36 protein-coding genes are annotated in these 25,603 nt (G+C 44.6%); 30 read left to right on the forward strand and 6 right to left on the reverse strand.

What is annotated here, in order from left to right; genetic code table 11:
* Positions 1–8 precede the first annotated feature (8 nt).
* From ACMXYT_RS20670 to ACMXYT_RS20720, 11 genes are all read left to right on the forward strand, one after another.
* Complete coding sequence (locus ACMXYT_RS20670) at positions 9–584, forward strand: hypothetical protein (RefSeq protein WP_415912289.1); 576 nt, start codon at positions 9–11, stop codon at positions 582–584.
* A 98-nt stretch (positions 585–682) separates the two neighbouring features.
* The gene (locus ACMXYT_RS20675) at positions 683–1,486 is read left to right on the forward strand and encodes a hypothetical protein (protein WP_415912290.1); all 804 of its coding nucleotides are present in this window, start codon (positions 683–685) and stop codon (positions 1,484–1,486) included.
* A gap of 92 nt (positions 1,487–1,578) precedes the next feature.
* The gene (locus ACMXYT_RS20680; protein WP_415912291.1) at positions 1,579–2,004 is read left to right on the forward strand and encodes a hypothetical protein; all 426 of its coding nucleotides are present in this window, start codon (positions 1,579–1,581) and stop codon (positions 2,002–2,004) included.
* Positions 2,004–2,249, forward strand: coding sequence for a hypothetical protein (locus ACMXYT_RS20685; RefSeq protein ID WP_415912292.1), 246 nt, complete (start codon positions 2,004–2,006; stop codon positions 2,247–2,249). Before ACMXYT_RS20680 ends, ACMXYT_RS20685 begins: the two co-directional genes overlap by 1 nt.
* 137 nt (positions 2,250–2,386) lie before the next feature.
* On the forward strand, positions 2,387–2,764 hold the full coding sequence (locus ACMXYT_RS20690) for a hypothetical protein (protein ID WP_415912293.1): 378 nt from the start codon (positions 2,387–2,389) through the stop codon (positions 2,762–2,764).
* A gap of 12 nt (positions 2,765–2,776) precedes the next feature.
* Positions 2,777–2,965, forward strand: coding sequence for a hypothetical protein (locus tag ACMXYT_RS20695; RefSeq protein ID WP_415912294.1), 189 nt, complete (start codon positions 2,777–2,779; stop codon positions 2,963–2,965).
* A gap of 162 nt (positions 2,966–3,127) precedes the next feature.
* The gene (locus ACMXYT_RS20700; protein ID WP_415912295.1) at positions 3,128–3,376 is read left to right on the forward strand and encodes a hypothetical protein; all 249 of its coding nucleotides are present in this window, start codon (positions 3,128–3,130) and stop codon (positions 3,374–3,376) included.
* Between the two features lie 61 nt (positions 3,377–3,437).
* Complete coding sequence (locus tag ACMXYT_RS20705; RefSeq protein WP_415912296.1) at positions 3,438–3,956, forward strand: hypothetical protein; 519 nt, start codon at positions 3,438–3,440, stop codon at positions 3,954–3,956.
* Positions 3,953–4,270 (forward strand): hypothetical protein, encoded by a 318-nt coding sequence (locus ACMXYT_RS20710; RefSeq protein WP_415912297.1) that lies wholly within the window; start codon positions 3,953–3,955, stop codon positions 4,268–4,270. The genes ACMXYT_RS20705 and ACMXYT_RS20710 overlap by 4 nt, the downstream gene beginning before the upstream one ends.
* Positions 4,271–4,399: 129 nt before the next feature.
* Entirely contained in the window at positions 4,400–5,500 is a 1,101-nt protein-coding gene (locus ACMXYT_RS20715) for an RtcB family protein (RefSeq protein ID WP_415912298.1), read from the forward strand.
* A gap of 478 nt (positions 5,501–5,978) precedes the next feature.
* On the forward strand, positions 5,979–6,662 hold the full coding sequence (locus ACMXYT_RS20720) for a hypothetical protein (protein ID WP_415912299.1): 684 nt from the start codon (positions 5,979–5,981) through the stop codon (positions 6,660–6,662).
* 57 nt (positions 6,663–6,719) lie between these two features.
* On the opposite strand, the gene ACMXYT_RS20725 is transcribed toward ACMXYT_RS20720, so the two are convergent.
* Positions 6,720–7,874, reverse strand: coding sequence for an RCC1 domain-containing protein (locus ACMXYT_RS20725; RefSeq protein ID WP_415912300.1), 1,155 nt, complete (start codon positions 7,872–7,874; stop codon positions 6,720–6,722).
* Between the two features lie 257 nt (positions 7,875–8,131).
* On the opposite strand from ACMXYT_RS20725, the gene ACMXYT_RS20730 reads away from it, so the two are divergent.
* The 4 genes from ACMXYT_RS20730 to ACMXYT_RS20745 are packed head-to-tail and all read left to right on the forward strand — an operon-like array spanning position 8,132 to position 9,869.
* Positions 8,132–8,761 carry a hypothetical protein gene (locus ACMXYT_RS20730; RefSeq protein ID WP_415912301.1) on the forward strand — a complete coding sequence of 210 codons (630 nt, stop codon included), beginning with the start codon at positions 8,132–8,134 and terminating at the stop codon, positions 8,759–8,761.
* Positions 8,762–8,763: 2 nt separating this feature from the next.
* Positions 8,764–9,012, forward strand: coding sequence for a hypothetical protein (locus ACMXYT_RS20735; protein ID WP_415912302.1), 249 nt, complete (start codon positions 8,764–8,766; stop codon positions 9,010–9,012).
* Positions 9,013–9,318, forward strand: a complete 306-nt coding sequence (locus tag ACMXYT_RS20740; RefSeq protein WP_415912303.1) for a hypothetical protein — start codon at positions 9,013–9,015, stop codon at positions 9,316–9,318.
* A complete protein-coding gene (locus tag ACMXYT_RS20745) occupies positions 9,318–9,869 on the forward strand; it encodes a hypothetical protein (protein WP_415912304.1) in 552 nt (183 codons plus the stop codon). The genes ACMXYT_RS20740 and ACMXYT_RS20745 overlap by 1 nt, the downstream gene beginning before the upstream one ends.
* 99 nt (positions 9,870–9,968) lie before the next feature.
* Here the strand turns inward: ACMXYT_RS20745 and ACMXYT_RS20750 are convergent, their stop codons facing one another.
* Positions 9,969–11,102, reverse strand: a complete 1,134-nt coding sequence (locus ACMXYT_RS20750; protein WP_415912305.1) for an RCC1 domain-containing protein — start codon at positions 11,100–11,102, stop codon at positions 9,969–9,971.
* A 529-nt stretch (positions 11,103–11,631) separates the two neighbouring features.
* Here ACMXYT_RS20750 and ACMXYT_RS20755 point away from each other — a divergent pair.
* The 3 genes from ACMXYT_RS20755 (at position 11,632) to ACMXYT_RS20765 (ending at position 13,652) form a co-directional block, all read left to right on the forward strand.
* Positions 11,632–12,438 carry a hypothetical protein gene (locus ACMXYT_RS20755; protein WP_415912306.1) on the forward strand — a complete coding sequence of 269 codons (807 nt, stop codon included), beginning with the start codon at positions 11,632–11,634 and terminating at the stop codon, positions 12,436–12,438.
* Positions 12,439–12,441: 3 nt separating this feature from the next.
* On the forward strand, positions 12,442–12,873 hold the full coding sequence (locus ACMXYT_RS20760; RefSeq protein WP_415912307.1) for a hypothetical protein: 432 nt from the start codon (positions 12,442–12,444) through the stop codon (positions 12,871–12,873).
* A 131-nt stretch (positions 12,874–13,004) separates the two neighbouring features.
* Positions 13,005–13,652 (forward strand): hypothetical protein, encoded by a 648-nt coding sequence (locus tag ACMXYT_RS20765; RefSeq protein ID WP_415912308.1) that lies wholly within the window; start codon positions 13,005–13,007, stop codon positions 13,650–13,652.
* A 64-nt stretch (positions 13,653–13,716) separates the two neighbouring features.
* Here ACMXYT_RS20765 and ACMXYT_RS20770 read toward each other — a convergent pair whose 3' ends face one another.
* Entirely contained in the window at positions 13,717–14,865 is a 1,149-nt protein-coding gene (locus ACMXYT_RS20770; protein ID WP_415912309.1) for an RCC1 domain-containing protein, read from the reverse strand.
* A 431-nt stretch (positions 14,866–15,296) separates the two neighbouring features.
* Between ACMXYT_RS20770 and ACMXYT_RS20775 the strand changes: the two genes are divergently transcribed.
* From ACMXYT_RS20775 to ACMXYT_RS20790, 4 genes are all read left to right on the forward strand, one after another.
* A complete protein-coding gene (locus ACMXYT_RS20775; RefSeq protein ID WP_415912310.1) occupies positions 15,297–15,983 on the forward strand; it encodes a hypothetical protein in 687 nt (228 codons plus the stop codon).
* A gap of 2 nt (positions 15,984–15,985) precedes the next feature.
* Positions 15,986–16,720: a hypothetical protein gene (locus tag ACMXYT_RS20780; protein ID WP_415912311.1), complete on the forward strand. Its 735-nt coding sequence runs from the start codon at positions 15,986–15,988 to the stop codon at positions 16,718–16,720.
* Positions 16,721–16,803: 83 nt separating this feature from the next.
* A complete protein-coding gene (locus ACMXYT_RS20785) occupies positions 16,804–17,514 on the forward strand; it encodes a hypothetical protein (protein ID WP_415912312.1) in 711 nt (236 codons plus the stop codon).
* A gap of 216 nt (positions 17,515–17,730) precedes the next feature.
* The gene (locus tag ACMXYT_RS20790) at positions 17,731–18,288 is read left to right on the forward strand and encodes a hypothetical protein (RefSeq protein ID WP_415912313.1); all 558 of its coding nucleotides are present in this window, start codon (positions 17,731–17,733) and stop codon (positions 18,286–18,288) included.
* Between the two features lie 442 nt (positions 18,289–18,730).
* Here ACMXYT_RS20790 and ACMXYT_RS20795 read toward each other — a convergent pair whose 3' ends face one another.
* Positions 18,731–19,711, reverse strand: coding sequence for a hypothetical protein (locus tag ACMXYT_RS20795; RefSeq protein WP_415912314.1), 981 nt, complete (start codon positions 19,709–19,711; stop codon positions 18,731–18,733).
* Positions 19,712–20,159: 448 nt separating this feature from the next.
* Between ACMXYT_RS20795 and ACMXYT_RS20800 the strand changes: the two genes are divergently transcribed.
* The 3 genes from ACMXYT_RS20800 (at position 20,160) to ACMXYT_RS20810 (ending at position 21,514) form a co-directional block, all read left to right on the forward strand.
* On the forward strand, positions 20,160–20,663 hold the full coding sequence (locus tag ACMXYT_RS20800; RefSeq protein ID WP_415912315.1) for a hypothetical protein: 504 nt from the start codon (positions 20,160–20,162) through the stop codon (positions 20,661–20,663).
* 70 nt (positions 20,664–20,733) lie between these two features.
* Positions 20,734–21,213, forward strand: a complete 480-nt coding sequence (locus ACMXYT_RS20805; protein ID WP_415912316.1) for a hypothetical protein — start codon at positions 20,734–20,736, stop codon at positions 21,211–21,213.
* A gap of 1 nt (position 21,214) precedes the next feature.
* On the forward strand, positions 21,215–21,514 hold the full coding sequence (locus ACMXYT_RS20810) for a hypothetical protein (RefSeq protein ID WP_415912317.1): 300 nt from the start codon (positions 21,215–21,217) through the stop codon (positions 21,512–21,514).
* A gap of 78 nt (positions 21,515–21,592) precedes the next feature.
* On the opposite strand, the gene ACMXYT_RS20815 is transcribed toward ACMXYT_RS20810, so the two are convergent.
* The gene (locus ACMXYT_RS20815) at positions 21,593–22,726 is read right to left on the reverse strand and encodes an RCC1 domain-containing protein (protein WP_415912318.1); all 1,134 of its coding nucleotides are present in this window, start codon (positions 22,724–22,726) and stop codon (positions 21,593–21,595) included.
* 146 nt (positions 22,727–22,872) lie between these two features.
* Here ACMXYT_RS20815 and ACMXYT_RS20820 point away from each other — a divergent pair, with 146 nt between their 5' ends.
* The gene (locus tag ACMXYT_RS20820) at positions 22,873–23,073 is read left to right on the forward strand and encodes a hypothetical protein (RefSeq protein ID WP_415912319.1); all 201 of its coding nucleotides are present in this window, start codon (positions 22,873–22,875) and stop codon (positions 23,071–23,073) included.
* A 145-nt stretch (positions 23,074–23,218) separates the two neighbouring features.
* Here the strand turns inward: ACMXYT_RS20820 and ACMXYT_RS20825 are convergent, their stop codons facing one another.
* The gene (locus ACMXYT_RS20825) at positions 23,219–23,869 is read right to left on the reverse strand and encodes a hypothetical protein (RefSeq protein ID WP_415912320.1); all 651 of its coding nucleotides are present in this window, start codon (positions 23,867–23,869) and stop codon (positions 23,219–23,221) included.
* 158 nt (positions 23,870–24,027) lie between these two features.
* Between ACMXYT_RS20825 and ACMXYT_RS20830 the strand changes: the two genes are divergently transcribed.
* From ACMXYT_RS20830 to ACMXYT_RS20845, 4 genes are all read left to right on the forward strand, one after another.
* Positions 24,028–24,399: a hypothetical protein gene (locus ACMXYT_RS20830; RefSeq protein ID WP_415912321.1), complete on the forward strand. Its 372-nt coding sequence runs from the start codon at positions 24,028–24,030 to the stop codon at positions 24,397–24,399.
* 52 nt (positions 24,400–24,451) lie between these two features.
* Positions 24,452–24,811: a hypothetical protein gene (locus ACMXYT_RS20835; protein ID WP_415912322.1), complete on the forward strand. Its 360-nt coding sequence runs from the start codon at positions 24,452–24,454 to the stop codon at positions 24,809–24,811.
* Positions 24,812–24,955: 144 nt separating this feature from the next.
* Positions 24,956–25,357, forward strand: a complete 402-nt coding sequence (locus tag ACMXYT_RS20840; RefSeq protein ID WP_415912323.1) for a hypothetical protein — start codon at positions 24,956–24,958, stop codon at positions 25,355–25,357.
* Between the two features lie 40 nt (positions 25,358–25,397).
* Positions 25,398–25,550, forward strand: coding sequence for a hypothetical protein (locus tag ACMXYT_RS20845; RefSeq protein ID WP_415912324.1), 153 nt, complete (start codon positions 25,398–25,400; stop codon positions 25,548–25,550).
* The last annotated feature ends 53 nt before the right edge of the window (positions 25,551–25,603 follow it).

The following is a 25,603-nucleotide window of genomic DNA, read 5'->3' on the forward strand; positions in this document are numbered from 1 at the left end:
TACTTATTATGCGAAAAAATTTTATTATTCCTGCAAGGATTAATGGCGAGTCCCTTAGCAATAGTGTCACCTACAACTTCGATGCTGTCGAGTACTTTAAAGCCATACTGGAAGACCAACCGGAAAAGCTCCCTCGTTCGCTCTATCCTGCTAATCGCGAAAACATGTTGCCGCGGTTTATGCTTGAGAAACTCGGTAATACTACCCTTCGCCCAGTTATGGAACTGGTTGATGCCGCAGAACGTCGCGAAGAAGCCTGCGAAGTGTCACTGCAGATAGATAGCAAAAAACTACGATTATGGCTCCGGAATAATGCCCCCGAAGCAATTGTACACATGACCACTGCCCAAACGCACTGGCATATAAATGAAGAAGGCATGGTCACAGATGATAGGGGAAATAGCCTAGCGCTTAGTGAGGTTGTAACCATGATTAATCATATGGAGGTTCGCGAGCAGAGCCTACTGAAAGTGCTTAATGCAATCCCGCCTTGCCCTGATCATGGTCATGATTGTGTGCCTCATGCAGTCGAATGGGTTGAGAAACAGCTCACAAAGAAGGTAGGCGTAACTATCATCAGTTAAATTTCCCATTTGTAATAAGCGGTGAAATCTTAGCCTCTATCTTGCTTTTTGTTATATTATCATTATAATTAATATTAAGTTTTGAGAGAGGTTAGGCCATGTCTTCTGTATTGCCAGCAAATATTGCAGAGCATTTAAATGAGTGCATTGTATCCGGTAAATCCGTAAAGCTGCCAAGCTATCAAATTGATGCGACTGTGTTCCCGCAGGTTAAGCGCGCTATTCAGGGTATTGGCGGTGATTGGAATAGCTCTTCTCAAGCCTTTCTGTTTGATTCAGACCCTTCTGACTTGCTAAAACGCATTCAGGCTGGTGAGTCAATCCAGCTAGAGCGTAGTTTTAAAAAGCGGACTCAATTCTTTCACACTCCTAAGGCTGTTTTTGAGCGTATGGAAGAGTGGGTTTACCCCACCCACGGCATGCGCGTACTGGAGCCAGAAGCAGGTCAAGGTCACTTATGTGACTACTGGAAGGACTTTGCATCACAGGTGAGCTATCAAGATTCAATGACCTTAGATGTCTGCGAGATGGAACCCGAGTTTCAGAGTCTTCTGGAAGGCAAGGGCTACAACGTCATAGGCAGTGATTTTATGGCAATGTCACCTCCGGAGAATGAGGAAGATCGCTATAATCTAATTCTAGCCAATCCTCCTTTTAGTAAAAATCAGGATGTTATACATGTCGATCACATGTATAAGTTCTTGAAAAAATCTGGAATGATTGTTGCGATCATGTCCCGCAACTGGAAGACTGCATCCGACGGTCTCGCCAAAGAGTTCCGCGAATGGGCTGAGTGCGGGTATCTGATTCACGAAGAAGATATTCCTGCAGGTATGTTCCGCGAATCCGGCACTGGCATCCAGACATCTTTGGTTGTAATTCAGCGCCCGCCATGGGAATAAGCCTTGCCCTTAGCTGTTATAAAAGTAAGTTGCGGTTTTCAATAATTTATCATCTAATAGAGATAACTTAATTACTATAGCAATTAATATTTATGAATGTACGTACCCGTTTTGGCCGTGGACGCAAAGCACATCATCAGTGCTGCCCCAAATGTGACCATCTTTTCTCAACGCAATGGGGTGTGACCCATGCCGAAAAGGCTGCGCGCCGGGAAAGAGTCTTAGCCATAGATTTTTCATCAAAGCAATCAAGTCCGTTTACCGATGACTTTATCGAACAACTTTTTCAAGGTACGAACTTCGGTGAGCCCATCAATAACAGTACCACTCTAAAGCGCAAACAACTTGTTAAAACGCTAACGGATCAGCTAAATGGCTTTTGGTCTGGACATACTGCCTATCACATGGTGGTGGATGCTGGACTTCTGAAAGATGCTAAAACCTCTGAAACCAAGCAGCTCACGGCCCTTGGCGAGCTATTTTTGAAAGAGCATGAATATATGAAAGGTGATTCATAGTGCCCTCTCATGCTGATTGGGTGGCTCTGTACCCAAAGAAACTAGCGGTGATGCGAGGCTTCATGAAAGACGGCGACAAACCCTTCTTTACAGCCTCTAATGTGCAACGAGTTAACCAGATCGGCTTCAACCATGCGATGCATGTCATCAGTCACGGATTGAATGCAGGGACAATTATCGAGATCTCCCCTGCGCGCTTTATCTTTATTGATCAAAAAGATCACCGGTGCCTTATTGTTAAATAATACTTGCTATAGTAATACTTATCATTATAATGAATTTCATTGAGTATATGGTAGCTTAGCGCCCTGCTTTTTTATGATTATTGTCGAAACCTGTTGGGCTGCATGAAAATCACCGTTTAGCGGGAAGAGAGATTATTATGGAATTAAAGAAGTACGCACCGATTGTTATTCATCCTAGTATTACAGCACTGCTGGCGACTGCCGTACTAACTAGTAGTGAGCCGATTAGCAATCTGTCGTATGGAGTGATACTGGTGTTAGCACTCGCATTGCTGGTGGCTATCCTTTCTAAGTCAAAGAAGCAGGAGCAAGACGCAAAGGATGGAGTGGTCAACAACCCATTTATACCGGCCCTGATTATTGCTCAGGTAGGGATTATGTTTTCTCTAGGTTGGTTCTTTACCGGTATAGCGTACGGGTTGCTGTATGCAACATATTACCTTAAGGAAAAAGAGGAAGCTGGCAGTGAGGATGAGAAGATTGTAAATCCCCCACCAGCGAGTACAAAGGATTAATTGGGGACCATTATGAATATTCAAAAAGCACCAATTTGCCAGATCGTAAGCCGCGAAACAGGTGAGTTGCTAGCAGAGTATCAGACTAGTGAGGTCGATGAGGCTTCTGCACGCCATCGTGCAACACAGCTGTTTTCAAAAGATGAGCAGTTTTCTGCCGCTTATAGAAGTCATGGCAACTGGTTTATTAACATCGCATAACTTCCATTGCTAGAGGTTTTGCTTACTTTGCTTTTAAGCCCCGGATGACCGGGGCTTTTTAACTTCAGCGATTGGAAATCTAGCTATATAATATTAAATAGGGTTGCAGTTTTATTTAATCTCATTATAATATACATTATCCAAATGAGAGAGGAACAGATCATGTCAGCATTCGCTTACCACCGTATTGTTAATCTGATTTCCAACAACTCTACTGCAGATGTAGCTATGTTGGCGGATCAACTTGCGAAGGACTTTGATGACAAAGACCCTTCGGAAATCATTGAGCCTTTTGCAGAAGCCATAAAGGAACTGAGCAATAGTTACAGCTACGCCACCGCTCAGTTAGCAGCTCGTGTTTTCCCGCAGTTACTTGAGTGCATGGATCAGAGTTCCACTCCCGCTGAGTAATCCTTTTCTTCAGCAGGTCGAACTTAGCCCAGTTCGGCTTGCACTAAATTAAGGTAATGAAATGCCACTTAATAAAGATGACGCCCTTTGGGTGACATTGCGCAACCAATGGATTACGCACCCTCTTCTTGGAGAGGGGGTAAGTATTCGATTCATGAATACCGGCTTTGAGTTCTCCGATGGCTCTTTCCAGAAGCCTGATGAGTTTTGGCAGGAACGAGAGTCTCCTGAATGGTCCGAAGGGTGGCTTATCGCTAGTAATTATGACCCTGATTCCACAGGTCATGTTCGGTATTTTAGAGGGCCTGACGATTACATAGAGCGATACGTGATTAATGGTGTTGTGCTACCTCTAACTCGCAGCGCTCAGAGCGATTCTGTTGATTTGCATCCAGATTTAAGGCGCTCTGTAGAGGAAGCAATAAATCTAGGGATCATTAGTAGCCCTATGAAAAACAAGCGATTTCCTGCCACACTGGATTCTGAGTTTATTGAATGGTTCTTCCAGTGTGAAATTGTAAGGGACAAAGAAGCATTAGAATACATTCTTACCACTCCGGGTATTAAGGACATAGTATGACCAACAAAGCCAACTCAACTCCTATCGATCAACACCGAATTCAAGGTCACGGATTTTTGATAGACTTTGTCCGTGCGAGTGCCGATATCGGCGCGCATAGCGGCGTAAGTCCAGAAGACCTTATCAGCCTTCTTAAGAAGGTAGCTAAAACCGAGGATAAAGATTCTCGTGAGCTGATGCTAAATATCATACACAAGCTCGAAAGCCAGCAACAAAACAATCTGGAGCTTCGCGATCGTTTTAAAACTGTCGAAGAAGCGCTCCATAAGATCAACAATCAAGAGCAAAGGCTTATGGAGCTGGCAACAGCATAATCAGCCTTAGGCTAGAATCAGCCCCGAATTAGACGGGGCTCTTTATTAATTAACAACTTGCTCCTTGTTTTTATATTTCTTATAATAATTGCCTTGTTTTTAAATAACTCGATCCATTTGGAGAGGATTATGGCTAAGCCACATCATATTTACGCAGAAGTTCTTGAGCCACGTGCACTAAATCAGTTTCATGATGCACTAAAGCAAGAGTTTGTGATCAGTGGTGCGCTGATGCCAGATGCACATAGTGGCTATTCCCTGCCAATTGGTGCTGTTATTGCAACCCGAGATATTGTTGTTCCAGCTTGGGTTGGCTATGACATTGGATGTGGAATGTGTGCACTGCCAACCTCATTTGATGCTGATGATATTCGAGAGAATAGCCGCGTTATTTTTGATGAGGTATGCCGTCGCGTGCCTATTGGGAACAGCCTTCGTGGTACTGCCCTGCCACTTGATAAGAACGTAAGTGATTTGACTCGACTAGGTCAGGGTATCTATAAGTCACGCAAAGGGGCGCTGTCATTAGGAACGCTGGGTGGTGGCAATCACTTTATAGAGATTGGTGCCTCCGATACCGGCCAAGTCTGGGTCATAATCCATTCTGGCTCACGTGGAGTAGGCCACGGTCTAGCAACCGAGTACATGAAGTTAGCTGCAAATTCCGATCAGCCGTTGGAAGGTCATCATGGATTCCATGTGGATTCTAATGTCGGTCAGGACTACATCAACGACCTGAACTGGGGCCTAGACTTTGCACTAGAGAACCGCAAAGCCATGATGAAAGATATCGTAGCCTCTATGGCTACGGTTTGCCACGGTAAGGCGGATTGGGATTACCTAATTAACCGCAATCATAATCACGCTGTAGAACGAGATGGGCTATGGATTCATCGTAAAGGAGCTACACATGCAGAAGATGGCATGATGGGCGTAATACCGGGCAATATGCGTGATGGCAGCTTCATTGTTCGTGGTAAAGGGAATGCCGATTCGTTATGGTCCAGCTCGCATGGTGCTGGACGCGTTCTGTCGCGCTCAGAAGCAAAAGAGCAGATATCTATGGGGGATTTTGAGAAAACTATGGAGGGGATTACCGCGCGCGTCACCACAAAGACCCGAGATGAGTCCCCAGCTGTCTACAAATCCATCTTTGATGTAATGCATTTGCAGAGTCATCTGGTAGACGTAGTGACTCACGTGAAGCCAATTATCAATATCAAAGGCTAATCCCCACTTTAGGCCTCAGTTATACATGAGGCCTATTTCTAATCCTGAATTTGGTGTTTTATGAACGATCTTCCAATCTATGCCCATGTTGTGGCTAGCATACTTTTATTGTTTTCACTAAGTGTATTGATTCTATTGCTGGGAATCTTTCGTAATGACTTGTCCCCTGCGGCCATACGATCAAACTTTACTCAAATAAAAGCCGACTTTCTAAACTGGGAATGTTCGGATTATTTCTCCTTCGCCTTCATTATATTTTTCGCACTATTCATGTTGACTGTACCCGCTTCGGTGGCGCTTTTAATTTGGTTTGTTTGACGACATAAAGCTTAGCCTGCGCTTTGGCGTGAAAAGCCCTGCCTACAGGTGGGTGTGAAGATTCCAAGCTAAGGTTAGGATGCATTATTCCCTCATTTCTCTTGCAAGTATGATTATTTTCATTATAATTTATAATCTAAATATTTGAGAGGGCTTCAGGATGTCACCAGTAATGATGGATCAGCTAATCAACGCCTACCTTATGCTATGGGAGACCGACCCGGGTCTTGAAGACCGCGATTTTTACCCTACACCTGCCGACGTGGTTCGCATGGTCGACGTTTTAGTCTCTGGTGAGCGTTTGGTAATAGTCTGGGACGGTTCACCTGAATACATTCAGATGCCTGAGTTCAACGTAGAGGCACAAGATGGCCCAGTGCATCGTATGCACAGCTTTTGTGATGCGGTGAATTATGACGACACTCCTGTCGCACGCATTAATGAGCTGCGTGAGGCCTATGCAGAAGATCTGATCAAGGAGATCACTGATCGCATTGCCAACCGAAACAGTATCCATACGCTTGAGCTGAGTGAGTCGGGTGTTAAGGATGCTGAGAACGCATCCTTATTGGCAGCAAAGCTGACGGACTTAATGATGGACAACCCCGCTGACGGTCAAGCGTGGTTTGAACCGGGCTCAGGTCGTCTTCACTACGCCAGTCAGTATGCCCGCACCTTCCATTATATGAATGGATGTCCGGGCTTCTGCGGCACATGGGTTATGCTCCCGCATCCAACTGACCCCTTACAGGTTGTGATTGCCTACGGTGACTATGTCACACAGTTCACGGAAAACAATATCCATTATTTGAGTGATGGTGAGTGGGCATCCGCTTCTGAGTAAAGCCTAAGAAAACGCCCTAAATACTTAAGTATTTAGGGCTTCATTAGGAGCATAGTCTTATGAATCTGGTGCTGCATCAAATGACGCCCATTCAGTCCAAGAACTTAGATTGCTAACATGGCCCACACCACCCTCGCCAGAAGAGTTATCCCCTACTGATTTGCCAGTCTCTCCATTCCCTAGAATGGTCGTATAATCACTCGACGCGACCTCGCTGGCTTGCTCTCCCGTGGCAGTCCAAGCTCTATGCTCGCCACTCCTACCAAGCTGACCAAAGGCGCTATCACCTGTGGTGTAAACCTCTCCGCCACTAATAAGCACTGCGTGTCGATACCCTGATTCTATATCCTCTACAGGAATATTTGCATTAAACCATGAGGTCTTCTCATCATTATTCCCAATGCCTAATTGTCCGAAATCATTTCGACCCACTACCCACAAGTTACCGTCCTTGATTGCGTAGACTGAATAGAAGTTTCGCGCCCCTTCAATGTCGTCAGCTTGAAAGCCTGCAGAAGCCCAAGTGTGTCGCGCTACAAGATCGCCCAACCCTAATTGACCATTGCTATTATAGCCGACAGAGTGGACTACACCATTACTTATTGCATGGCTAGAAAAACGAGTTACCGTTACCTTGGAAGCTTGCAGGCCTGTATCCTGAAATGAATTACGCGAGTTATTATCACCCAGTCCCAGCTGGTAATAATTGTTTCGGCCCGCCGACCATACTGTGCCGTCCTTCACGATAACCGAATGATACCTACCTGCGGCCACATCTGTAACGCCAGTCAACCCGGTATCATGCCATGAACTTACAGGGTGTATACTAACACCCAAATGACCATAAGGATTATCACCGGTCACGAATAGCTGACCGTCTTTAATCGCCATACTAGAGCGGTACCCGGCGTAGACAGAGTCAGCTTCAATACCTAGGTTAGTCCACTCAGAATGATCACCACTCACATAACCAAATTGCAGGTACCCATTGTCACCGGCACCCCATACCTCACCATCCTTGATGCCTAAGCAATGCTGCTGACCGCAATCTATACTATGGAGCCCTACTGGTGCTGGCGGAGGTGGAGGTGTTCCCCCTGACCCAGATATATCCAAATGAAAATCTATGCCAAACGGCACACTATAGACGAAATCCGCGTGCGCAGAAAAAGGGGTGATAGCAATCAAAGTTGCCATAAGTAGTTTTTTCATGTGATGTAACCATATTGTTGTTATTATTATTGTTATATTATATTAAAAGGTTGCGCATTTAAAGTGCATCTAAGTAAGCAACTCCTATATCCCCTGATGATTGAGCGAAGTGCCGACCTCCCTGCCGCTCTATTCTTCAAATAAGTCGCTGGAGACTCTAAGTCATTTGCAATGTGGACTACCCATCTATATCCACCCTCTTGACTATTTTGGTGTTTTCATTATAATAATATCCAAGAAATGAGAGAGGATTTCCCATGACTGATTCTATTATCCCTGCAGAGCTGACCGCTAAAAATGGTGATCACACCTTCCTATTCCCATTTGATGCGGTAGATTTTTTTGAAACTATGTTTATTCAAGAGGACGCTTTGCTTGAGTCCTTTTTGGATCTTACTTATCGTAAGACCCTGCCATACAGCATGGTTGGACGCATGAAAGAAAGTTTGTTTGCACCAGTTCAAGAGTTTATGGCGCGCTTCGCTACTGCGACCGAATTAACATTAAAGATGGATGAATTGGCGTTGCGCCAATGGTTGATGAACACCAATCCTAGTCTACTTTATCTTCTGATTAAGCCTGATCACTCATTAGGCCTAGTAAGCAATGTGCCTGAGTGGTTTGAACAAGAGGACTTCGTTGCATGGCTGAATAACCCTGAGACTAATGTCATGACATGGCATCAAAAGTGTAAAGATGTCGATGAATACAGCGACGTGCTTGTTCTGGTCTCACCTGATTTGAGTGGTGAAGGCTCGCATCAGTGCGATATGCCTGATCATTATTGGAATCAGATTATTGGAATGTGCAAAACACATTACGGCAATCGCATCGCGAGTTCTTTTAGCTCACCTATCACTGTTCGCTTGACTAATTTGGAGGTTTAAATATGGCACACACTACGAAACTGGTTGATGGCCTAGTTGCGCATCACGACAGTTCTTTAGATGCTGAGAGTGTGGTGACGATCACCAAACCTTCAGACGATAGCTTCACACCGGTAGAGTTGCCTTATGAAGTATTCACAATGCTGGTGGCAGATCAGGTTCGTAATCAACAGATCGCTGCACTAGAGCAGGCTTCTGATGATGATGTTCTTAAAGGCGTAGTGCCTCCACCAACTTGGATGGGCGCATAAATGTTTAAAAGTCGCAAAGAACGCGAAGCGGAGCAGATGATCGGGGCGATAAATGCCGTTGCAAATTTAGCCCATGCTGTGAATAGCGGAGACGACGACACAAAGCCTGCCAGTGTCCAGCGCATGGAATCCCTTGCCCAGACCGTGGCGGCGTTAGGGTTTTCGCCGGAGTCCATCGGTGCAGTTGAGATTAGCTGGGAGAAAATCTGTTGCGATGGCAGTGATCAGCTGGTGCCCGTAATGCGAATGACCTCCGTCGGTGGAGAAGTGGAAAAGATCTCTGGTCCACTAAAAGTTGAATCGTAATGGAAATTAAAAAAACACCTCACCAGTACGCCAACCAAGGGCTTAAGTTAAGCGAAGCACTAGCCTTGTGTAAACACTTACATCACGTATATGCCCGAATAAGGGACCTCTCCGCCACCGGCGTACTTATGTTCGCTATTGCTGGGTTATGCGCACTCACACAAGGTTCGTTAAATACAGAGTACGGTTTCCTACCTACGTTGAGTTGGCCCGTACTGGGCACCTTAATCTTTACTTCTCTGCTGGTCGCGGGGGTTTGTGCATGGAAGATTGCCTTCCTAAAAACTCAAAGTGTGAGGATTATGGTGAATGACCATGTCGTACATAATCATATCAGGCAATTTGATATCACAAAAATTTACATTCCAGAAGATAAGCGAGATTCGTTTAAACGAGTCCTAAGTGAGTTTGGGCCTGATTCTGGATACTTCGATACGGTTATGAAAGAACGGGATTATCTGTACGTATTTGAGATGCAGATCCTTTTTCACCTCCACCCTAACTGGTTGAATGGAACAGAAATTAACCTACAAGATCAACCACCATATTAATAAGCCGCAGCTTTGCTCGGCTAGCTTTCACAATCAAAAAGCGACTACCTGTTATTATCGGAATAACCCGCCCTCAGGAATTAAGGGCGGTCTCTAATATCATTCTAAAGGCAATGCCTCTGTCCACTCACTAAGATTATTCGTATGGCCTACCCCAGCCTGACCATGTTGGTTATAACCTACCGTTTTTCTCACGCCAGAGGATACAAGAATACTAGTATAGTTTGCCGCCGCAATTTCATCGGCCTGTTCACCTGTCCCCAGCCATGTGTTGTTAGAGCCGGAACGGCCCAACTGACCATAGGTTATACTTCCGGCGGAGTAAACTTCACCATTACTAATGGCAAGTGCATGTTGATAGCCCGCTTTGACATCACTCGCAGACAGTCCCGTATTTATCCATACAGAGGCATTGTTGCTGTGACCTAATCCAAGCTGCCCTTGGGCATTATAGCCTGCGACCCATAACTGACCATCACTGATAGCATATGCGGCAAAGTAATGCTTAGCTGCTGCCAAGTCAGTTACAGGTAGGTGCGAACTGGTCCAATCGTAATAAGCCCCGCCTCCAGACACTCCCGCCTGACCGTGGCTATTAAAGCCCGCAAAGTGATGAACGCCATTGCTGATTGCATGACTTGTATAGCGGTTGGCCGCCACTGCTGTAGCACTGAGACCCGTATCGGACAACGACTCTTCTGTTGAGGCATACCCCAAACCTAACTGGCCATACTGATTTCGACCGGCAGACCAGACTGTACCATCTTTAACAATAAGGCTGTGGAATGCACTACCGGCGACATCGGTAACACCGCTCAATCCAGTGTTAAACCATGTTTTAACAGCACCCGCGACAGTGTTTGTCAGCATTGCATAAGAGTTGCCCCCTGCTACCCAAAGCACCCCATCTTTAACCGCAAAGCTAGAAAGGTAGCCCGCTTTCACAAAATCAGCCTCAATCCCTAGGCTTAACCATGAATATTGAGAGGTATTATGACCCAATCCCAACTGGAAATTTGAATTATATCCCACACCCCATACTGTGCCATCTTTAACACCTAAGCAGTGATATTGGCCACAGGAGATACCATGAAGCCCAGCAGGCGCAGATTCTTCAGCAGCAGCTACTGAGTATTTCATTCCCATAGGGGTTCTGTATGTGAAATCGGCATAAGCTGCAAAAGAAGGAGCTATTAAGGCCGCGCACAACAAGCCCTGAACTAGATTTTTCATGGTAAATCTCTACTTATTATTTAACTAAAGTATGCTAAATGATATTTAAAAAGGCAAATAATAAATAAAGCAACCCATTAATTGCTCTATGCTTGTTTTTCGTTATAATTTAGCTTCACGATTATAAGGCTGGAGCCTGTATGCACTATACCCACCAACCTTCAATGGAAACTATAACTATCTCACCTGAAGCTTTTAAAGATCTAAAGCGTTCTTTTAACAATTCATCTTGGCTTTTCAAGGCTGAGCAGGATTGCATTGTCGTTAGACACAAACTTATTCCGACTAATGCAGATCGAATCCGCTTACGATCGATCCTTCAAAGCACCTCTGACCCTAAAGCAGGTAGACTTTGTCAAATAATGAGAGCGTACGATCGGATTAAGATCTCCCCTCTTCGCCATTAAGGGTGAAACCGTATTTTAGTGTGCGAATTTTTAGCTGTTAAAACCCTCTCTTGAGAACTATAGTCTTGCTTTTCTTATTATTATCATTATAATAGTTATTAAGAGATGAGAGGGATATGGACATGACTGCTACAGCATCAGCTACAGAATCAAAATCATTATTTCACAAGTGGGAAGATCGTGGTTGCGGTAAGCCACCATACCGCTGTGTTGGCTTGTACTCGTTTCCATCGAAAGCTTTGGCTGAGGCAAACCCTACTGCCTACAATAACCAGCTGAACGCGATGCCTCGCGGATATGGCTGCGGTTCGTGTCTGGTTTGCGGCACTGGCCTAACACATAATTTCCTTATTGAGAGCAAAGACGGCGTTAAGTTCTCCGTAGGCTGTGACTGCGTGACTAAGCGCGGTGATGCCAAGCTGATCACTGAGGTTGAGCGTCTAGAGAAAGAGCGTCAGAAAGCATTGCGTGAAGCGCGTCGCCAGAAAAAACAGGAAGAACGTCAGGCTAAAGTAGATGCTGAGCATGAAGCGCAGCGTGAACGTAATGGCGGCCTAACGGACTATGAGCAGATGCAGGCTGACATTCAAGCGCTTGAGGATGCGGCGAAAGAAGTAGTAGCTGAAGACTTGTACACACTAATCGGTTTCGCGGCAGACCTACGTGATGGAAAGGGCGGCTTCTGCGACAGTATCGCCCGCACCTTAGATGAAGGTGAGTTGCCTTATGGGCGTGGTTACGATCTGATGTTGGAGATTCTGGCTAAGAAAGCTGGGCGTAAGAACAGCAAGGCTTACAATGCACGCTTAGAAGAACTAGAAGAACAGGTAGGAGCAGTCAAAGAGCACATGGAATCTGTTAAGAAAGATACAAGTGAAAAAGTCCATGCCGTTCGCGATGCTTATTTCACATCGAAAAGGGAGAAATAGACCATGCTTACCATGATTTATCCTGATGCAATTTGGGCTTTTGAGTGCCTGTTGGTGGTAGTAGCCTCGGCTATCGGTATTTTATTTGTAGATGGTTTTATGACCTATCTACAAGGGCGCGACAACCCATGGATAATTCCGGTATCCTTACCTACCGCCCTACTGCAGATCGCATTGTTTATTGGCACGAGCAGTCTCGCTTATTTAATAACCTCAACGTTATTTGCAATCAAGCCCCTTACGCCCTCAGAGCCCTATATTATGGGTGGATTGTTTGCGGCTTTAGCCGCATCGATGGTACGAGGTTATTTTATGGTGGCCACTCATGAGCGCCGCATTAATCTAAAAACAGCTTCATCGCTTACTGAGTTTGATCCTGCACACTACTGGCAGTTCAAAAAAGTCCAAACCTATCATGGCTATTTAAAGCGCTAAAATAGGACTAACATTCAACGTTTCACTGTACGTCACGGCAACGCCTTTAGGAGCAGTCTTATAGTGACTCCTGATCAATGAATATGTTAAAATTGTTATAATAAATAACAGTGTTGCACAGGAATAGCATCATGAGCGTTGAGAACACACAACAGATTATTGTCACACCCGAATTCAATCAGGCCTTATCGGTAGAGAAATTTCATTTTCACCGCTCCAGTTCAACTCAGGACCAGTATGCACTGTGCTATACCGATCAAGAGGGCGTTCGTTTTGCCGTAGGCATTGAATCCAACTCTATTGAGCCTTACCAACCAGCCGGTGGTCCAAGCGCATTGCGTCAGATCGCTGAATCAGGCGGTTTGGTAGAAGGGGCTGAGTTGCGACTCTTTAAAGTCCAAGGCGCTACATTATTCCTGCTTCACAGCAAAGAAAATAATGGGCTTGACGTGCTTGATTACCAGTACGGACCGGCAGAAAACTACAAAAACAATCTGATTGAGTTACGTCAGCGACGTACTGACGTACAGAGCAAAATCTATGAGCTTGAAGGTGAGTTAAAAGAGATTGAAACCGATCTTGGCGTTAGCCTAACTGCGGAACGGGAACAACCCACGCACGCGATGGAGCCCTATCGCCCAAGTATGGAAGCACTCGACCGCCAGATCACAGAACGGAAAGAAGAGTTGTTTCACATTCAAGGCGGGATCGATGATCTGGAATACCATATGCTGCAGCTTAACCAAGATCAGCAAGCAGAGAATGAACCCACCCTATAAGAAATGCGCCCCATTAAAAGCCCAGCACAGCTGGGCTTTTAATGTGCTGAATGAGGCTGTTCCGTTATTCTTCACCACCCACAGTGACTTCCATCCAGTCTAGCTGAGCACCGGTCACGCCGATCCCTGCATTGCCTCGAAGGTTCTTACCCGTTGAAAATATTGTGCCACCCGTATCAATACGGTACGCAGCATCCTCTCCCCCATATATAGCTTGTGCGGTTAGCCCCGAGTCGGTCCATGTAGTTAAGTCGGTGTTATTACCGGTCCCCAAGCCGCCATTGGTGTTATAGCCTACCACCCACAGTTGATTACCAACCATACCATAACTTTGGTAGTGACCTGCTGCCATCTTATCAAAGGATATGGGGAATTCAGACCACGTTGTAACAACGTTACTCGCGCCGATACCTAATTGACCCAAATTATTGGCACCTACACCTAAGTACTTACCGCCACTTTTGATTATTGTATGACGGTAACCCGGTATTACCTCCGTAACTACCTGACCTGTACTCCCCCACTGATGAGCATTAGCATTGCTGGCTATAGATACATCGCTTCGCCCTAGCTGTCCGTAGCTATTATGACCCACAGAATAAAGCTCCCCATTATCAAGCACTGCCAACCCATGGTAGTAGTGAGCTTCAATGTCCTTGACGCCGCTTAAAGAGGCCGTAAAACTCAACACCTCATTGGTATGATTTAAACCCAGCTGCCCATGCGCGTTGTAGCCGCTACCATAAACCACTCCGCCTTCTAATATGTAGCCATGAAGGCTGCCTGCTGCGATATCGGTTGCTGTCCGACCCGTATCCGTCCAATTGTAACGTCGGGTTTTGTCACCCAGACCTAATTGCCCATAGCCATTATGCCCCGTAACCCAAACCCGACCATTACTCAACGCATAGGAAAAAGCATCTCCTGCCGCCACTTGCGTAGCAGGTAAGCCGGTATCAATCCAATAATACTTATCGATTGAATCTCCCACACCCAAATGGCCGAAATAGTTGCCGCCCACCCCCCAGACATTACCATCCTTAATACCCAAACAGTGGTGACCGCCACAACTAATGCCCGTCAGATCCGCTGGTGCGGATGCCGCTGCATCCGATACTGTGAACTGCATACCCACGGGAGTGCGAAATTGGAAGTCCGCGTGTGCAGACAGAGACGTCAGCGCTATACCCAGCGCGATAAGTACTTTCTTCATAAAAGACACCTAGATTTTCATAAGGTTTAATATGCTATATATTATTGCTCAGACAATAATTAAAATAAAATTTAAATATAAGCAAGAAAAGTGTTGACGTTTGATTATTTATCATTATACTAGATATCAAGAGTTGAGCTTAGCTCCTCTTACCCAAGCATCTGAGTGATGCAGCCTCATTATTGAGATTGTTGAGTCGGGTTGCTTACTTTTTGTTGTCACTTGCTGTAACCGTACAGTCTTTTCTTGGGCCCCTCTTGGCCCACACCTTTGAGCCCCGGCATTGCTGGGGCTTTTTTTATGTCAGAAAATCGCATGGAAAGAGTCATGCCGTCTTTTGATGCGCTAAATAGAGTATTTGCCATCTTGCTTATTAAGTAATTACCGTTATAATAGCAAGCTACCTAATGATAAAAGCGTCAAGGCTCCCTATGGTTAATTTCGATATTCTTAGCAAACCTTTCAGTAAATCCTTTATAGATGATCAACAAAAATCTGCACAGGCTAGGCATTTAGCATCCAAGGGAAAAGTTAAGAGCTTATTGATAATTATTCCCGCACTCTACATACCCGTATTAGTAATGCTGTGCATTGCTACAACCTCCTTTAAGGAGACGGCTGAACTAACTCAAGCGCTTACCGGTGCATTAATCTTTCATCTTATGGGGCTCACCATGATGATGAGCTTTAAGTTCGATTTTGGGCTTTTTATCATGGGCGTACTTACTGCAGGTGCTGCAGTATTTGCTCCTTTAACAGATAATACCGCAACTTATATAGGGCTCAAAATAGGAATGCTCGTACCGTTAACACTCTTAGCTTACCAAATCTATAAAGAATTTAATTTATTGAGCAGCCACAAAGCATTTCATCGTGCCTTAAGTAATGCCTCTAGCGAATCGTGTCTGGAAATTCAACACTGGTTAGACAATGAAGACATCGTAGCCTATCGCAATGCCCTTCAAGGAACCGACAGGACTTGCTTCACGATTGGTGAAGTTGAGGCTATGCGCACTTTCTACCAGCAGGCCGAAGAGCAAGCTGCAAAAGACCGAAAACAAGCTGAGATCGATGCGGCGTGTGCCAAGGTCTATACAGGCAACCTTACAGGAGCATAAGCATGAATATCGACATCAATAACCCTCCTTTGACCCGTGATCAACTGGAAGCTGAGCGCCAAGCACAATCCGCACAAGTTGCTCAGCTAAGAAAAACCTTCCACCGTATGATTATCGTTTCATGCTTGATTGCTTGTGCAGTCATTGTCGGATCGCACATCGGCTATAAGGAATCTGAATCGCTGAATAGTTTTTATGATAACCTGATGTGCTCTGCAGTATTTATTACAGGTGGGTTTGCATTAGCATTACTGGGGCTTACAGGAGCTTTAGATAAGACTGTGCCGGGTAAAGAACAACATGAATACCACCCCTTCATTTTATTTCCAATAGTTGGTGTAGCAACAGGTATAATGTTTCCTTGGTTGCATTACGATCTATTGAGCTGGTACCAATTGCCGCATCTAGTTATCTCGATTACTAGCGTCATTCTTGCGACTATGCTGGTCATAAAACATAAGCAGCTGATTGAAGCACGGAATGTATGGCACGGATTGCAAGAAGCTCCCAAACGAAGCTGCTTACAAATTAAAGAATGGCTCTATCTACCTGAAGTCAATCAATTCCGCATTAAGGTGCAGGCTGAAGCACGGTTGTTCACGAATGCTGAAGTAGATGCTATGTCAAAGCATTACACCAAAGACAAAGCGTCAAAGAACACTGCCGAACTACAACGCCAAGAGGACGAGGCCTGTCGCATTGTGTACATGGAGAACTTGGTTGGAGATAAGGCGTAATATTCAAGATGAAGCGCTATCATCAGATTAATCGTGCACACAAAACAGTGCATGGAACGGATTATACAAAGGACTAGCACACGATGAAGTTCAAAATACATGGACCGGCCCCCTCTTTAATAGAGATTGAAGACGCCCGAAAAGAGCATAACGATTTATCTCGACAATCGATACAACACGCCCATATTTGGTTCTTAATAGGCACCCTATTAACTCTAGGGATCATTCATTACCAATGGCTTGGGCTTGGCGTTCTGCACCTTGATTCTCACCTAGGTATCATGACTGAGATTTTCAACCGAACACTTTTTCTAATTATGTTAGGGGTTCTTACAGCCTGTTTGGTTGCTGAAGAAATTAACCAGAGGAAGAAAACCCCCCTCTATTCATTAGCCCTCATTTTTTTAGCCGCAGGCACAGGAGCTATTCTTCTAATTAACTCCAACCAGTCGCTTCAAATGATGTTAAGTACTTTGGCAAGTGTACTACTGACCGTTGTTTGCTCAGTGCAGTTTGGCTCAGCGACCAGAAAAGCAAACCACTATAAGAGCATCTATAACAGCTTGCTAAAAGCACCCGATGCAAGCTGCTTAGAGCTTGCTCCCCTGATGAGTATTGAAGATGTTGCCAAATACCGCGATCAGGTGGTTGGTCATGGCCGATATTTCATGAATTTTGAAGTTTCAGGCATCCTTAACGAGACGAATACTTCGTTTTCCCTAGTTCATCGCTTGCGCAATGCTCAAGAAACAGTCTATGGCGCTAACTTTAAATCTTCAGATCTATCTGAGTAATGAGTTATTGTATAGTGAAAATTTACTCTTGCTAGGCGATTAATCTTGCTATAGTATGCCCACGACTTTCTTTGATCAGAAGTCTTCTGTACTTCTTTAATACCCGGCTCGAAGCCGGGTCTTTTTATGCCCTAAGTACGCCCTTATTGCTTTTGTGCCATTTATCATTATAATATACTTAATAAATGGAATGAATGTTGATAAGTGAGAGAGATCATGACTACTGCAATTGAATATGCACAGGCCCAACTTGAGCGTCAGGAAGAAATTAAAAGCGCTTTGATCGAGTTGGTTAATACCCAGAAGAACTATGCAGACATGATTTCCGTTCGTCGTGTGCGTCGCAATCAAGTGATAGAGCGTCTTGCAATGAGCCTCTATGCGCAAAAGGACAAGTCCAACTTCACAGAGTCAGACCACTACCTCAGTCGTGCTTTAAGTGATTCGTCAGTATTTAAGGTTGCAATCAATCAGGATAGCGTAGAGCTGGATGAAAACAACAATATCACCTTCTTAAAGGTTGAAATGCATCTACAAGCGCAGGACGTAGAACTGGACTGGAATGCAGATGTAACGTGGAAAGAGAAAGAGGTCATGGCCGCTACCTTCAAGGTGGCAGATGAGCAAAAATCACTCTACAGCGATGTGGTGCTGGATAAGTTTTATGAAGCAATGAATGAAATCGTTAAAGCCGACCTACTGTGGGATCTTGAACCGCCGATCGACCCTGACAGCGATCTAGCAACGCTATTGATCAATGCAGCGAAGCGTTAAAAGGATAACTATCTAAACCGGACGAAACAGCTCTCGTTTGTGCAAGTCGCATCACCGTTAAAACCAAGATCGTACTGAGGCCCGCGACATCGCGGGCCTTTCTATTTGTAAATTATTAAAATATTATTGAATTAATTGAAGGCAGGCTGTTGACTATATATTATTTTTCATTATACTAGGTATTAAGAGTTGAGCTTGGCTCCTCTTACCCAAGCATCTGAGTGATGCAGCCTCATTTTTGAGATTGTTGAGTCGGGTTGCTTACTTTTTGTTGTCACTTGCTGTAACCGTACAGTCTTTTCTTGGGCCCCTCTTGGCCCACACCTTTGAGCCCCGGCATTGCTGGGGCTTTTTTTATCTCTCAAGCTAATCCTTTTAGATGGTACTTAAAACCAATAAGACCCCTTCGTGAGGGGTCTTATTCTATGTTCCAAAAAGGCCTTTATTTGCGATAAGTCACTTCGAGGTGTTGACCTACTGAGTTTGGATCAAACATCACAGCCATTAGACTTGGAAGCGGCAGAGGTTCCTTTAAATTGAGTTTAAACTGAATTGAGCCAGATTCGTTCTCAACAAGCTGATTCATGGCATTCAGAATGTTGGTTTCAAAACCAGTTGAGCCCTCTTCAGCCTTACCTCTCTTAATTACGCGCTTATGCCTGTGTTCAGCAGAGGATTTTTCGCGCTTTAATTCATCCAGCATTTGAGCTTTGGTAACACCCTCTTTTTCAGACATATGCTGAATAAGCATACTTACACCGCCGCGGTCTACGTATGATAGCTGAACGCCATTAAGGGTTGATGTTCCAAAAGCCTGCTCAGCCATCTGAGCACGCTGCTTTTCATCCTCTGTGAAGAAGATTTCAGTTGCCTGCATTGGCTTTTCAGTTGTTAGGTCAATCTTAAAACGGATGTCACCCACTTTCTGCGCACCTACGCTCTGCATGAAGGCAACCTTGCGGTCTGCGTCAGAGTAGTTGTAACTTGTATCGAATTTACCGATCTGCTTTACCAGCTTCTCGTATTCTGCCCATTCTTTAGCATCACGAGAACCCTCTTCAAACTTAGCATCAAACGAGATGCCTGTGACGTCCATGTTGCAGCTACCTGCCTTACAGTCGCCGGAAAATGCGAGCTCATCGATATTTACAGTGACTGATTCTGCAGCATTATCTGGATTCTTGGCCATCACTTTAAGAGCAGTAATTTCAGTTGTACCACTCAACACACTGTGAGCAACATCGTACTCATAAGAAAAGTTATTACGCTCTTTTTCTGGCACTTGTTGCATAATTTTAGCGACTACTTCATCTACCTTTTCTTTAGCGGTAGCGTTAGCAACACTTGATACACCAATAAAAGAACCTGTCGCAACAACTGCAACAGCTGCAGCGATCGCTGCATTACGTTTACATGAGGCCATTCTTATTATTCTCCTTAGGTTAGCCGTTACAGCTATAATACCGGATTTATTTAATATAGCAATAATAAATATAGCTCAAGCCATTCATGGTAGGCATTATAATTCACCAAAAGTAAAATTAATCTTGAAAAACGCTTGCTTTCTTTGTTTTTTTTATTATATTAAATATCGAAGGGTGGCAAAACATATGAGCCACCCCAAACAAGCAGGTCGGATCTGGGTTGAGATGTTGAGCGATGGCCACATAGCCCCGCCGATCTAGTACCTTTAGCAGGTATAGATAAGATTTAGTCCTGCCGACCTTTATAGCCTTGGCAGGCATCTACACCAGAACCCGGGCCTCGTTGAAGCCCGGGTCTTTTCTTTAGTAAGTAAAGATGATCTTGAAAAGTTAGCTTTAACTCTTCACTTATTTAGCTATTAACATTGGATTGAGGGAGGCCATTCCATGAAAAGGACGACTATCAAGCATACCTGCACAGCTGTTTTATTAGCATTTGCAATAATCGGGATCTCTCTGATTCTTACAGGCCAGCCGGTAGCCGGATGCTGCACCATGCTTGGTGGCATAGCCATTCAAGCCTACCTATCTCAACTTCTACATAAGCGCCGCTGGAAACCCGAAGAGTACGAGGCTACACGCTTGGCGCTCACTACGTTTGTAATGGAGTACTCCAATAAGCCTTACATGACTCCCTGCACTATTCAGCAATTAGCACAGAGATTTAAAGTTTGCCGCACCGATGTAATTGATATGACCCGTGATTCCCACCTCTCCTTTGTGGTTTGGGATGAAGTGCAAAACATGGCACTTGCCCCTGCAATCATTATCGGCCTAAACTGCGAATATGCTAAAAACTGCAGAATTCTTTACCTGCCAGATCCAAAAGCAGAAAATACTGAGTTAGATGTTCAGAGCGAACTATCAATGAAACATCCACTTAGTTGCTAAATTGGATCTGGACCTCAACAAGAAATGACAATATAAAACTATCGCTACTGCAGGTCACTGAGAGCTTGGAATGAAACCCATAAATAATGCCAAATCCCTGATGAATTTAGCTGAAGGCTGCAAAACCTTACGTATAGTGGGATATTGCCTATTAGCTCTTGGTTTTCTGGATGTATTACTACAGAACATAGGGCCTGAAACTAAATACACCCCAGAGTATCTCAAGTTGTATTACGAAACTGAGATGGTGATGTCGGCGGCAATTACTATCGTAATTGGTGCTATATTAGGCTTAGTGATCATTGCATTTAGTAGAGTTCGGCAACCTGATCTTCTCTTCTATATCGCCTCATCGTTTATGGCAGGCCTTTTCTTTTATTGCGCCTCGCATAACTACAGCTATCTTACAAATGACTTCACAGAAGCTTTCAGACCCTCTGACATTATCTCTTCACGCCTAATTTACGGCTTTATTGCGATTGAGGGCATCATCCACATTACAAGGCACGCTGCTGCCTTAGAATATAAGCATTCACAATCAGGAGACTAAAATGGACGCAGAAGAAGCACGACGTCGTACAAACGAAAATCTAAAAGGCCCCGCGATTGAAAAGTATGTAAAGCATATTGATGCGCGTATCAAAGATGCGGTGAATGATGGTAAAGGTAGTATCCACAACCCACAGGTCGGAGACCCAAAAGAAGGCACGGGTGAAAGCTTCTACTTAAAACCCGATGAAGAGCGCGCTGTGCGTCTTCACTATGAAAACGATAAATACATATGGACAGACCACCCTGACCCAGATCCGGGCAGCCCAGTGAGTAACGCCTATACCACCCTGAGCTGGTAACTTAATGTAAAGACAAAATAAACCCGGCTTTTACTCTACACTCCCTTGGCCGGGTTTAGTCTCAATAAACTAAAGAAATTAAGGCAATGTAACTTCCGTAAATGAGTTACGTCGAATGTTATCTCCTAGCCCCAGTTCACCATAACCGTTACGACCCGAGGCGAAGAGCTGATCCCCTGACTTAACATACCCAAAGTAATAACCAGTATGTATATCATTAGCCGCTTGACCGACTGACACCCATGCTGTTTGCTTACTCGAACTGCCATCTCCTAGACTCAATTGCCCGTAGTCATTATCGCCTACGACCAAAACCTCACCATTATTGATCGCATAGCCGAAACGCCACCCTGCCGCAATTTTGGATGCTGCCTGACCCGTATTAAACCACGTTGGTTGAGTTCCAGTACCGATTGCTCGGCCTATCTGACCATAATGATCGTATCCAACTGACCATATAACCCCGTCTTTTAATGCATATGTATGATGCCCACCAGCAACAATATCATCTGCTACAAAGCCGGTATCTCCCCAGATTGAGTTGGTTCCAGATCGGGCTAATTGGTCATAATTATTTTGACCAACAGACCAGACCGTTCCGTTACTGATCGCCATGGCGAAGTTACCACGGGAAACCACTTTCGATGCAACCAAGCCGGTATCACCGAATTCATCTGCCGGAGTTATTGACGTAGTCCTAGCCCTCTGGCCTTGATCATTACGGCCTGCAGACCAGACTGTCCCATTCTTAATTATATAGGTAGTGTATCGACCTCCCGCCACCCCTGTGACATTATGCCCGGTATCCACAAAACTATGGCGGTGAGTACTATCACCGAGACCCAACAGGCCATAGCCGTTGTAGCCCACAGCCCACAGCCTGCCATTCACCAGCGCGAATCCGCCAGATATGCCTGCAATGATTTTATCGGCTGCAAAGCCTGTATCACCCCATGTGTTTTGATGCGCCGTACTTTCCCGAGCTAACTGGCCATAGCTATTATAGCCCACAGACCACACAGTGCCATCTTTTAGCCCATAGCAGTGGTAAATGCCGCAAGAGAGTGAATGGAGGCCTGTCGGCATATTTTCTTCAGAAGTCACCTCGGCAGGGGAAAACTCCATGCCCATAGGAGAGCGGTACTGGTAATCAGCTATTGCAGGCATGGAGATTGTAGCAAGCAAAATGCCCGCCAAAAGTGGATTGCTCATATTAGGTACCATTATTTATTATTCTTTTAATAACTTTATTATCTCTAGCAAAAACGAATAAATCAAGCTTGTAGCACCAAAGTTCAGATATTTGATGTTTTTGTTAAATTTGTTATAATATATAAGGTCATTTGGGAGGGAGAGATATGGCATTACCAAGCTCAAGAAGTGAACTAAAGGAATTCAGTGTTGGCTGGCGCTTTTATGGTAATGAGAACTTTGTACGATTCAAGGTAAAAGCACGTCAACAGCAAGATGCGTTGAGCGCGCTGATACGTAAAGAGTTTAATGGCGAATTACCTCACAATGTTCAACTGAGTTGCTCTGAGGTTGGCACTGCCAGCTAATAGTCAGGATCTAATTCTTTTCAAGGATACAAATAAGGGGCCGAATCTAGCCCCTTATTTGTTAATGGTCAGCTTAAAACGAAGATTTCTATTAGCCCGCTACGTTGAACTGATTCCAAATGATGAAAAGGCGCAACTACACTCATTATGTATCCTCCAATAAGACAATCATCTCTCCATTCGTAAAAGCATACCCTGTAGGACTTATCAAGCCGAGATCCTGCCGAAGAAGAGATGCCTTCTGATGCGAATCTCTATCCCCCGCCTCTGACATAATAGAATAAACAAACAATGCCTTCTTCATGTTTCTTTCCACACAAATGCCTTGTGCATATGCTAAGGCCAATTGATTAGCTTGATATACCTTCCCTACAGCCAGATCGTTGATCACCTGATGAAGAATCTGCGTATTTTCAAAGGTATGCATTTCATAGAACTGACGTCGGGTACCGCTTAACGCTATCCACATGCCCATAATTGTAATGGACAGCATGCTTAGGGCGAGAGGAGCCATAAAGTATGCAGCTTCGGGGTTTCTTCCTAAAATGCCGCGTGCCGAGCCATCGTCACCTGATAAAAGATAGAGCGCGTACGCAAAACAAGGTATGCCAATTACTACAAAGACCCCAAAAGAAATTTTCAGGAAGTTGGAAATGCGTCGCTCGCGATTCTTTACTTCATCCTGAAAGACTTGAATAACTTCATCTGGGTAGATGTCATGATGAAGCGCCTTTAGCTTATCGCTTTTCAACATGGCAAGTGTTTGCTCTGATAACGATTCATTACTCAAACTCATAGGATTACCCCCCAACACAATAGAAGGGGGTAATTATAATGATATTAAAAGATATAGCAAGCTCTAGGTGGTATGCTCAAGCCTCTCTAAATTATATTAAGCTTGCTTTCTAAAGTAATTTCCTTATAATAATAAGCTTGAGATGAGAGGACGTAATTATGGTTAAAGTACTGACTTCCGCTAAAGAGTTCTTTCAGGCTGCTAATGGCAAGCAGGTCATTAAGCGCTGCTCAGGCGTACTCACTGTCGAGGATTGGCCTGAGTACAAAGAAAGCATTGTCTCTCAGCTGTTGGCGCAAGGTGCTAACGAGAAAGATATTGAAGTGTCTGACGATAAAGTCTCGATCGGTACGCAGTTCTGGCTAAAGCCTAAGGTGAAGCGTGAGCATGTTGGCCTATTCAAGGTATTCTCTAAGCGCTATGAGCATGACGGTGTCCGTGGTGACCTGACAGGCTTTAAGGTTGAAGGTAATGCGGTTAGCAAGACCTATGACAATGGCATGACCGTGTCTTTCGAGATATTAAGTTAATATCCCAAAACGGCAATGTGAGCTCCCTGCAAAATTAATAAAGGTGTAAATAATGAGAAAGATGGTTGCAGTGGCAATTGCGCTAACGTCCATGACGGCGCAGGCTAATAGTATTAGTGATTTATTCGAAACCACTGTGCGGGTTTCCTGTGATATTTACCTTCCCCTTTACGATCATGCCGTTATAAATAATGACCGTGAAACGATTGCAGAGCTCGAGAGCGAGCCTACATATTCCCGTATTAAGGGGGATTCCATATTTTACAGTATTGATGAAGGGCATGCGGTTTTTCGTCGAATTGATGATGGCACTCCATGGTATGCGGTCTATAGGTCAGGTGAAAAATCTCCTTATTTCTGCCTTAAAGCCAAGCCTGATGACGCTAATGTAGGTGAAGGCGAGCCTTCTTAAGGCTGTATACATCACTATAAGAAAAGCGGGCTTATGCCCGCTTTCTTTTTATTTGAAATAATATTTCCTAGCGCAACATAAACCTTGATTATTATTTGTTTGGCATTATAATAAGATATCTAGGTAACACTGTTGAGGTTAAAGATGGGTAGCATGTACTCCCTCGGTCAAGTTGTATTCTGGTTAAATGAGCTTCAGGTAAACGCTGGCGTTGTTGTTGATGTGCTGGCTGAGTACTCTGAAGGCTCCGAATTTCCAGATAGCTTTGGTTATGAAGTCAACAACAAGGGCGAAGTGCATTCCGTAGATGAACACCTACTCTTCAAGTCGGAAGACGCGGCAGTGTTGAATCATCTGGGCGGTCAAATTGCTGCAGGTGAAGGTGAGCAAGTTCTGTCGTTTTTGAGTTCGCTTTATGTAGAGCCAGATGAGGACAGTGCCGATCATCTTTGCATGGCAATCTCTGACATTAACCCTGATGTAAACATTACTTATATGGAAGGCCGGGGCTGGAAACTTCACCCGCCAATGTCCGTGGGGATGTAGCCACCACAAACCAATTTACAGCCTACAGGAGGTAGCACAGATGGCTAAGCCAACATTTAACACCGAAACCGGCAAGTGGGAAGTCGGCATCTTCCGTGAAAAACGTGAGTTTGACACACAAGAAGAAGCTCAGGAACACAGCAATCACGTGAATGATTGGATTTTCTCAGACCCCATTTTCTGCACTGACTAGAAGTGTCAGTACAGAGATAGGCTCGGCATGTCCGGGCCTTTTGTTTTTAATCG

Origin of the sequence: Neptuniibacter sp. QD37_11 (assembly GCF_047778105.1) — a bacterium.
Classification (GTDB): Bacteria; Pseudomonadota; Gammaproteobacteria; order Pseudomonadales; family Balneatricaceae; genus Neptuniibacter.

What these genes read in the sequence shown, in the direction of transcription:
- ACMXYT_RS20670 (WP_415912289.1), top strand. Translation starts at nt 9, where the DNA reads ATGCGAAAAAATTTTATTATTCCTGCAAGGATTAATGGCGAGTCCCTT.
- ACMXYT_RS20675 (WP_415912290.1), top strand. Translation starts at nt 683, where the DNA reads ATGTCTTCTGTATTGCCAGCAAATATTGCAGAGCATTTAAATGAGTGC.
- ACMXYT_RS20680 (WP_415912291.1), top strand. Translation starts at nt 1,579, where the DNA reads ATGAATGTACGTACCCGTTTTGGCCGTGGACGCAAAGCACATCATCAG.
- ACMXYT_RS20690 (WP_415912293.1), top strand. Translation starts at nt 2,387, where the DNA reads ATGGAATTAAAGAAGTACGCACCGATTGTTATTCATCCTAGTATTACA.
- ACMXYT_RS20695 (WP_415912294.1), top strand. Translation starts at nt 2,777, where the DNA reads ATGAATATTCAAAAAGCACCAATTTGCCAGATCGTAAGCCGCGAAACA.
- ACMXYT_RS20700 (WP_415912295.1), top strand. Translation starts at nt 3,128, where the DNA reads ATGTCAGCATTCGCTTACCACCGTATTGTTAATCTGATTTCCAACAAC.
- ACMXYT_RS20705 (WP_415912296.1), top strand. Translation starts at nt 3,438, where the DNA reads ATGCCACTTAATAAAGATGACGCCCTTTGGGTGACATTGCGCAACCAA.
- ACMXYT_RS20710 (WP_415912297.1), top strand. Translation starts at nt 3,953, where the DNA reads ATGACCAACAAAGCCAACTCAACTCCTATCGATCAACACCGAATTCAA.
- ACMXYT_RS20715 (WP_415912298.1), top strand. Translation starts at nt 4,400, where the DNA reads ATGGCTAAGCCACATCATATTTACGCAGAAGTTCTTGAGCCACGTGCA.
- ACMXYT_RS20720 (WP_415912299.1), top strand. Translation starts at nt 5,979, where the DNA reads ATGTCACCAGTAATGATGGATCAGCTAATCAACGCCTACCTTATGCTA.
- ACMXYT_RS20725 (WP_415912300.1), bottom strand. Translation starts at nt 7,874, where the DNA reads ATGAAAAAACTACTTATGGCAACTTTGATTGCTATCACCCCTTTTTCT.
- ACMXYT_RS20730 (WP_415912301.1), top strand. Translation starts at nt 8,132, where the DNA reads ATGACTGATTCTATTATCCCTGCAGAGCTGACCGCTAAAAATGGTGAT.
- ACMXYT_RS20735 (WP_415912302.1), top strand. Translation starts at nt 8,764, where the DNA reads ATGGCACACACTACGAAACTGGTTGATGGCCTAGTTGCGCATCACGAC.
- ACMXYT_RS20740 (WP_415912303.1), top strand. Translation starts at nt 9,013, where the DNA reads ATGTTTAAAAGTCGCAAAGAACGCGAAGCGGAGCAGATGATCGGGGCG.
- ACMXYT_RS20745 (WP_415912304.1), top strand. Translation starts at nt 9,318, where the DNA reads ATGGAAATTAAAAAAACACCTCACCAGTACGCCAACCAAGGGCTTAAG.
- ACMXYT_RS20750 (WP_415912305.1), bottom strand. Translation starts at nt 11,102, where the DNA reads ATGAAAAATCTAGTTCAGGGCTTGTTGTGCGCGGCCTTAATAGCTCCT.
- ACMXYT_RS20755 (WP_415912306.1), top strand. Translation starts at nt 11,632, where the DNA reads ATGACTGCTACAGCATCAGCTACAGAATCAAAATCATTATTTCACAAG.
- ACMXYT_RS20760 (WP_415912307.1), top strand. Translation starts at nt 12,442, where the DNA reads ATGCTTACCATGATTTATCCTGATGCAATTTGGGCTTTTGAGTGCCTG.
- ACMXYT_RS20765 (WP_415912308.1), top strand. Translation starts at nt 13,005, where the DNA reads ATGAGCGTTGAGAACACACAACAGATTATTGTCACACCCGAATTCAAT.
- ACMXYT_RS20770 (WP_415912309.1), bottom strand. Translation starts at nt 14,865, where the DNA reads ATGAAGAAAGTACTTATCGCGCTGGGTATAGCGCTGACGTCTCTGTCT.
- ACMXYT_RS20775 (WP_415912310.1), top strand. Translation starts at nt 15,297, where the DNA reads ATGGTTAATTTCGATATTCTTAGCAAACCTTTCAGTAAATCCTTTATA.
- ACMXYT_RS20780 (WP_415912311.1), top strand. Translation starts at nt 15,986, where the DNA reads ATGAATATCGACATCAATAACCCTCCTTTGACCCGTGATCAACTGGAA.
- ACMXYT_RS20785 (WP_415912312.1), top strand. Translation starts at nt 16,804, where the DNA reads ATGAAGTTCAAAATACATGGACCGGCCCCCTCTTTAATAGAGATTGAA.
- ACMXYT_RS20790 (WP_415912313.1), top strand. Translation starts at nt 17,731, where the DNA reads ATGACTACTGCAATTGAATATGCACAGGCCCAACTTGAGCGTCAGGAA.
- ACMXYT_RS20795 (WP_415912314.1), bottom strand. Translation starts at nt 19,711, where the DNA reads ATGGCCTCATGTAAACGTAATGCAGCGATCGCTGCAGCTGTTGCAGTT.
- ACMXYT_RS20800 (WP_415912315.1), top strand. Translation starts at nt 20,160, where the DNA reads ATGAAAAGGACGACTATCAAGCATACCTGCACAGCTGTTTTATTAGCA.
- ACMXYT_RS20805 (WP_415912316.1), top strand. Translation starts at nt 20,734, where the DNA reads ATGAAACCCATAAATAATGCCAAATCCCTGATGAATTTAGCTGAAGGC.
- ACMXYT_RS20810 (WP_415912317.1), top strand. Translation starts at nt 21,215, where the DNA reads ATGGACGCAGAAGAAGCACGACGTCGTACAAACGAAAATCTAAAAGGC.
- ACMXYT_RS20815 (WP_415912318.1), bottom strand. Translation starts at nt 22,726, where the DNA reads ATGAGCAATCCACTTTTGGCGGGCATTTTGCTTGCTACAATCTCCATG.
- ACMXYT_RS20820 (WP_415912319.1), top strand. Translation starts at nt 22,873, where the DNA reads ATGGCATTACCAAGCTCAAGAAGTGAACTAAAGGAATTCAGTGTTGGC.
- ACMXYT_RS20825 (WP_415912320.1), bottom strand. Translation starts at nt 23,869, where the DNA reads ATGAGTTTGAGTAATGAATCGTTATCAGAGCAAACACTTGCCATGTTG.
- ACMXYT_RS20830 (WP_415912321.1), top strand. Translation starts at nt 24,028, where the DNA reads ATGGTTAAAGTACTGACTTCCGCTAAAGAGTTCTTTCAGGCTGCTAAT.
- ACMXYT_RS20835 (WP_415912322.1), top strand. Translation starts at nt 24,452, where the DNA reads ATGAGAAAGATGGTTGCAGTGGCAATTGCGCTAACGTCCATGACGGCG.
- ACMXYT_RS20840 (WP_415912323.1), top strand. Translation starts at nt 24,956, where the DNA reads ATGGGTAGCATGTACTCCCTCGGTCAAGTTGTATTCTGGTTAAATGAG.
- ACMXYT_RS20845 (WP_415912324.1), top strand. Translation starts at nt 25,398, where the DNA reads ATGGCTAAGCCAACATTTAACACCGAAACCGGCAAGTGGGAAGTCGGC.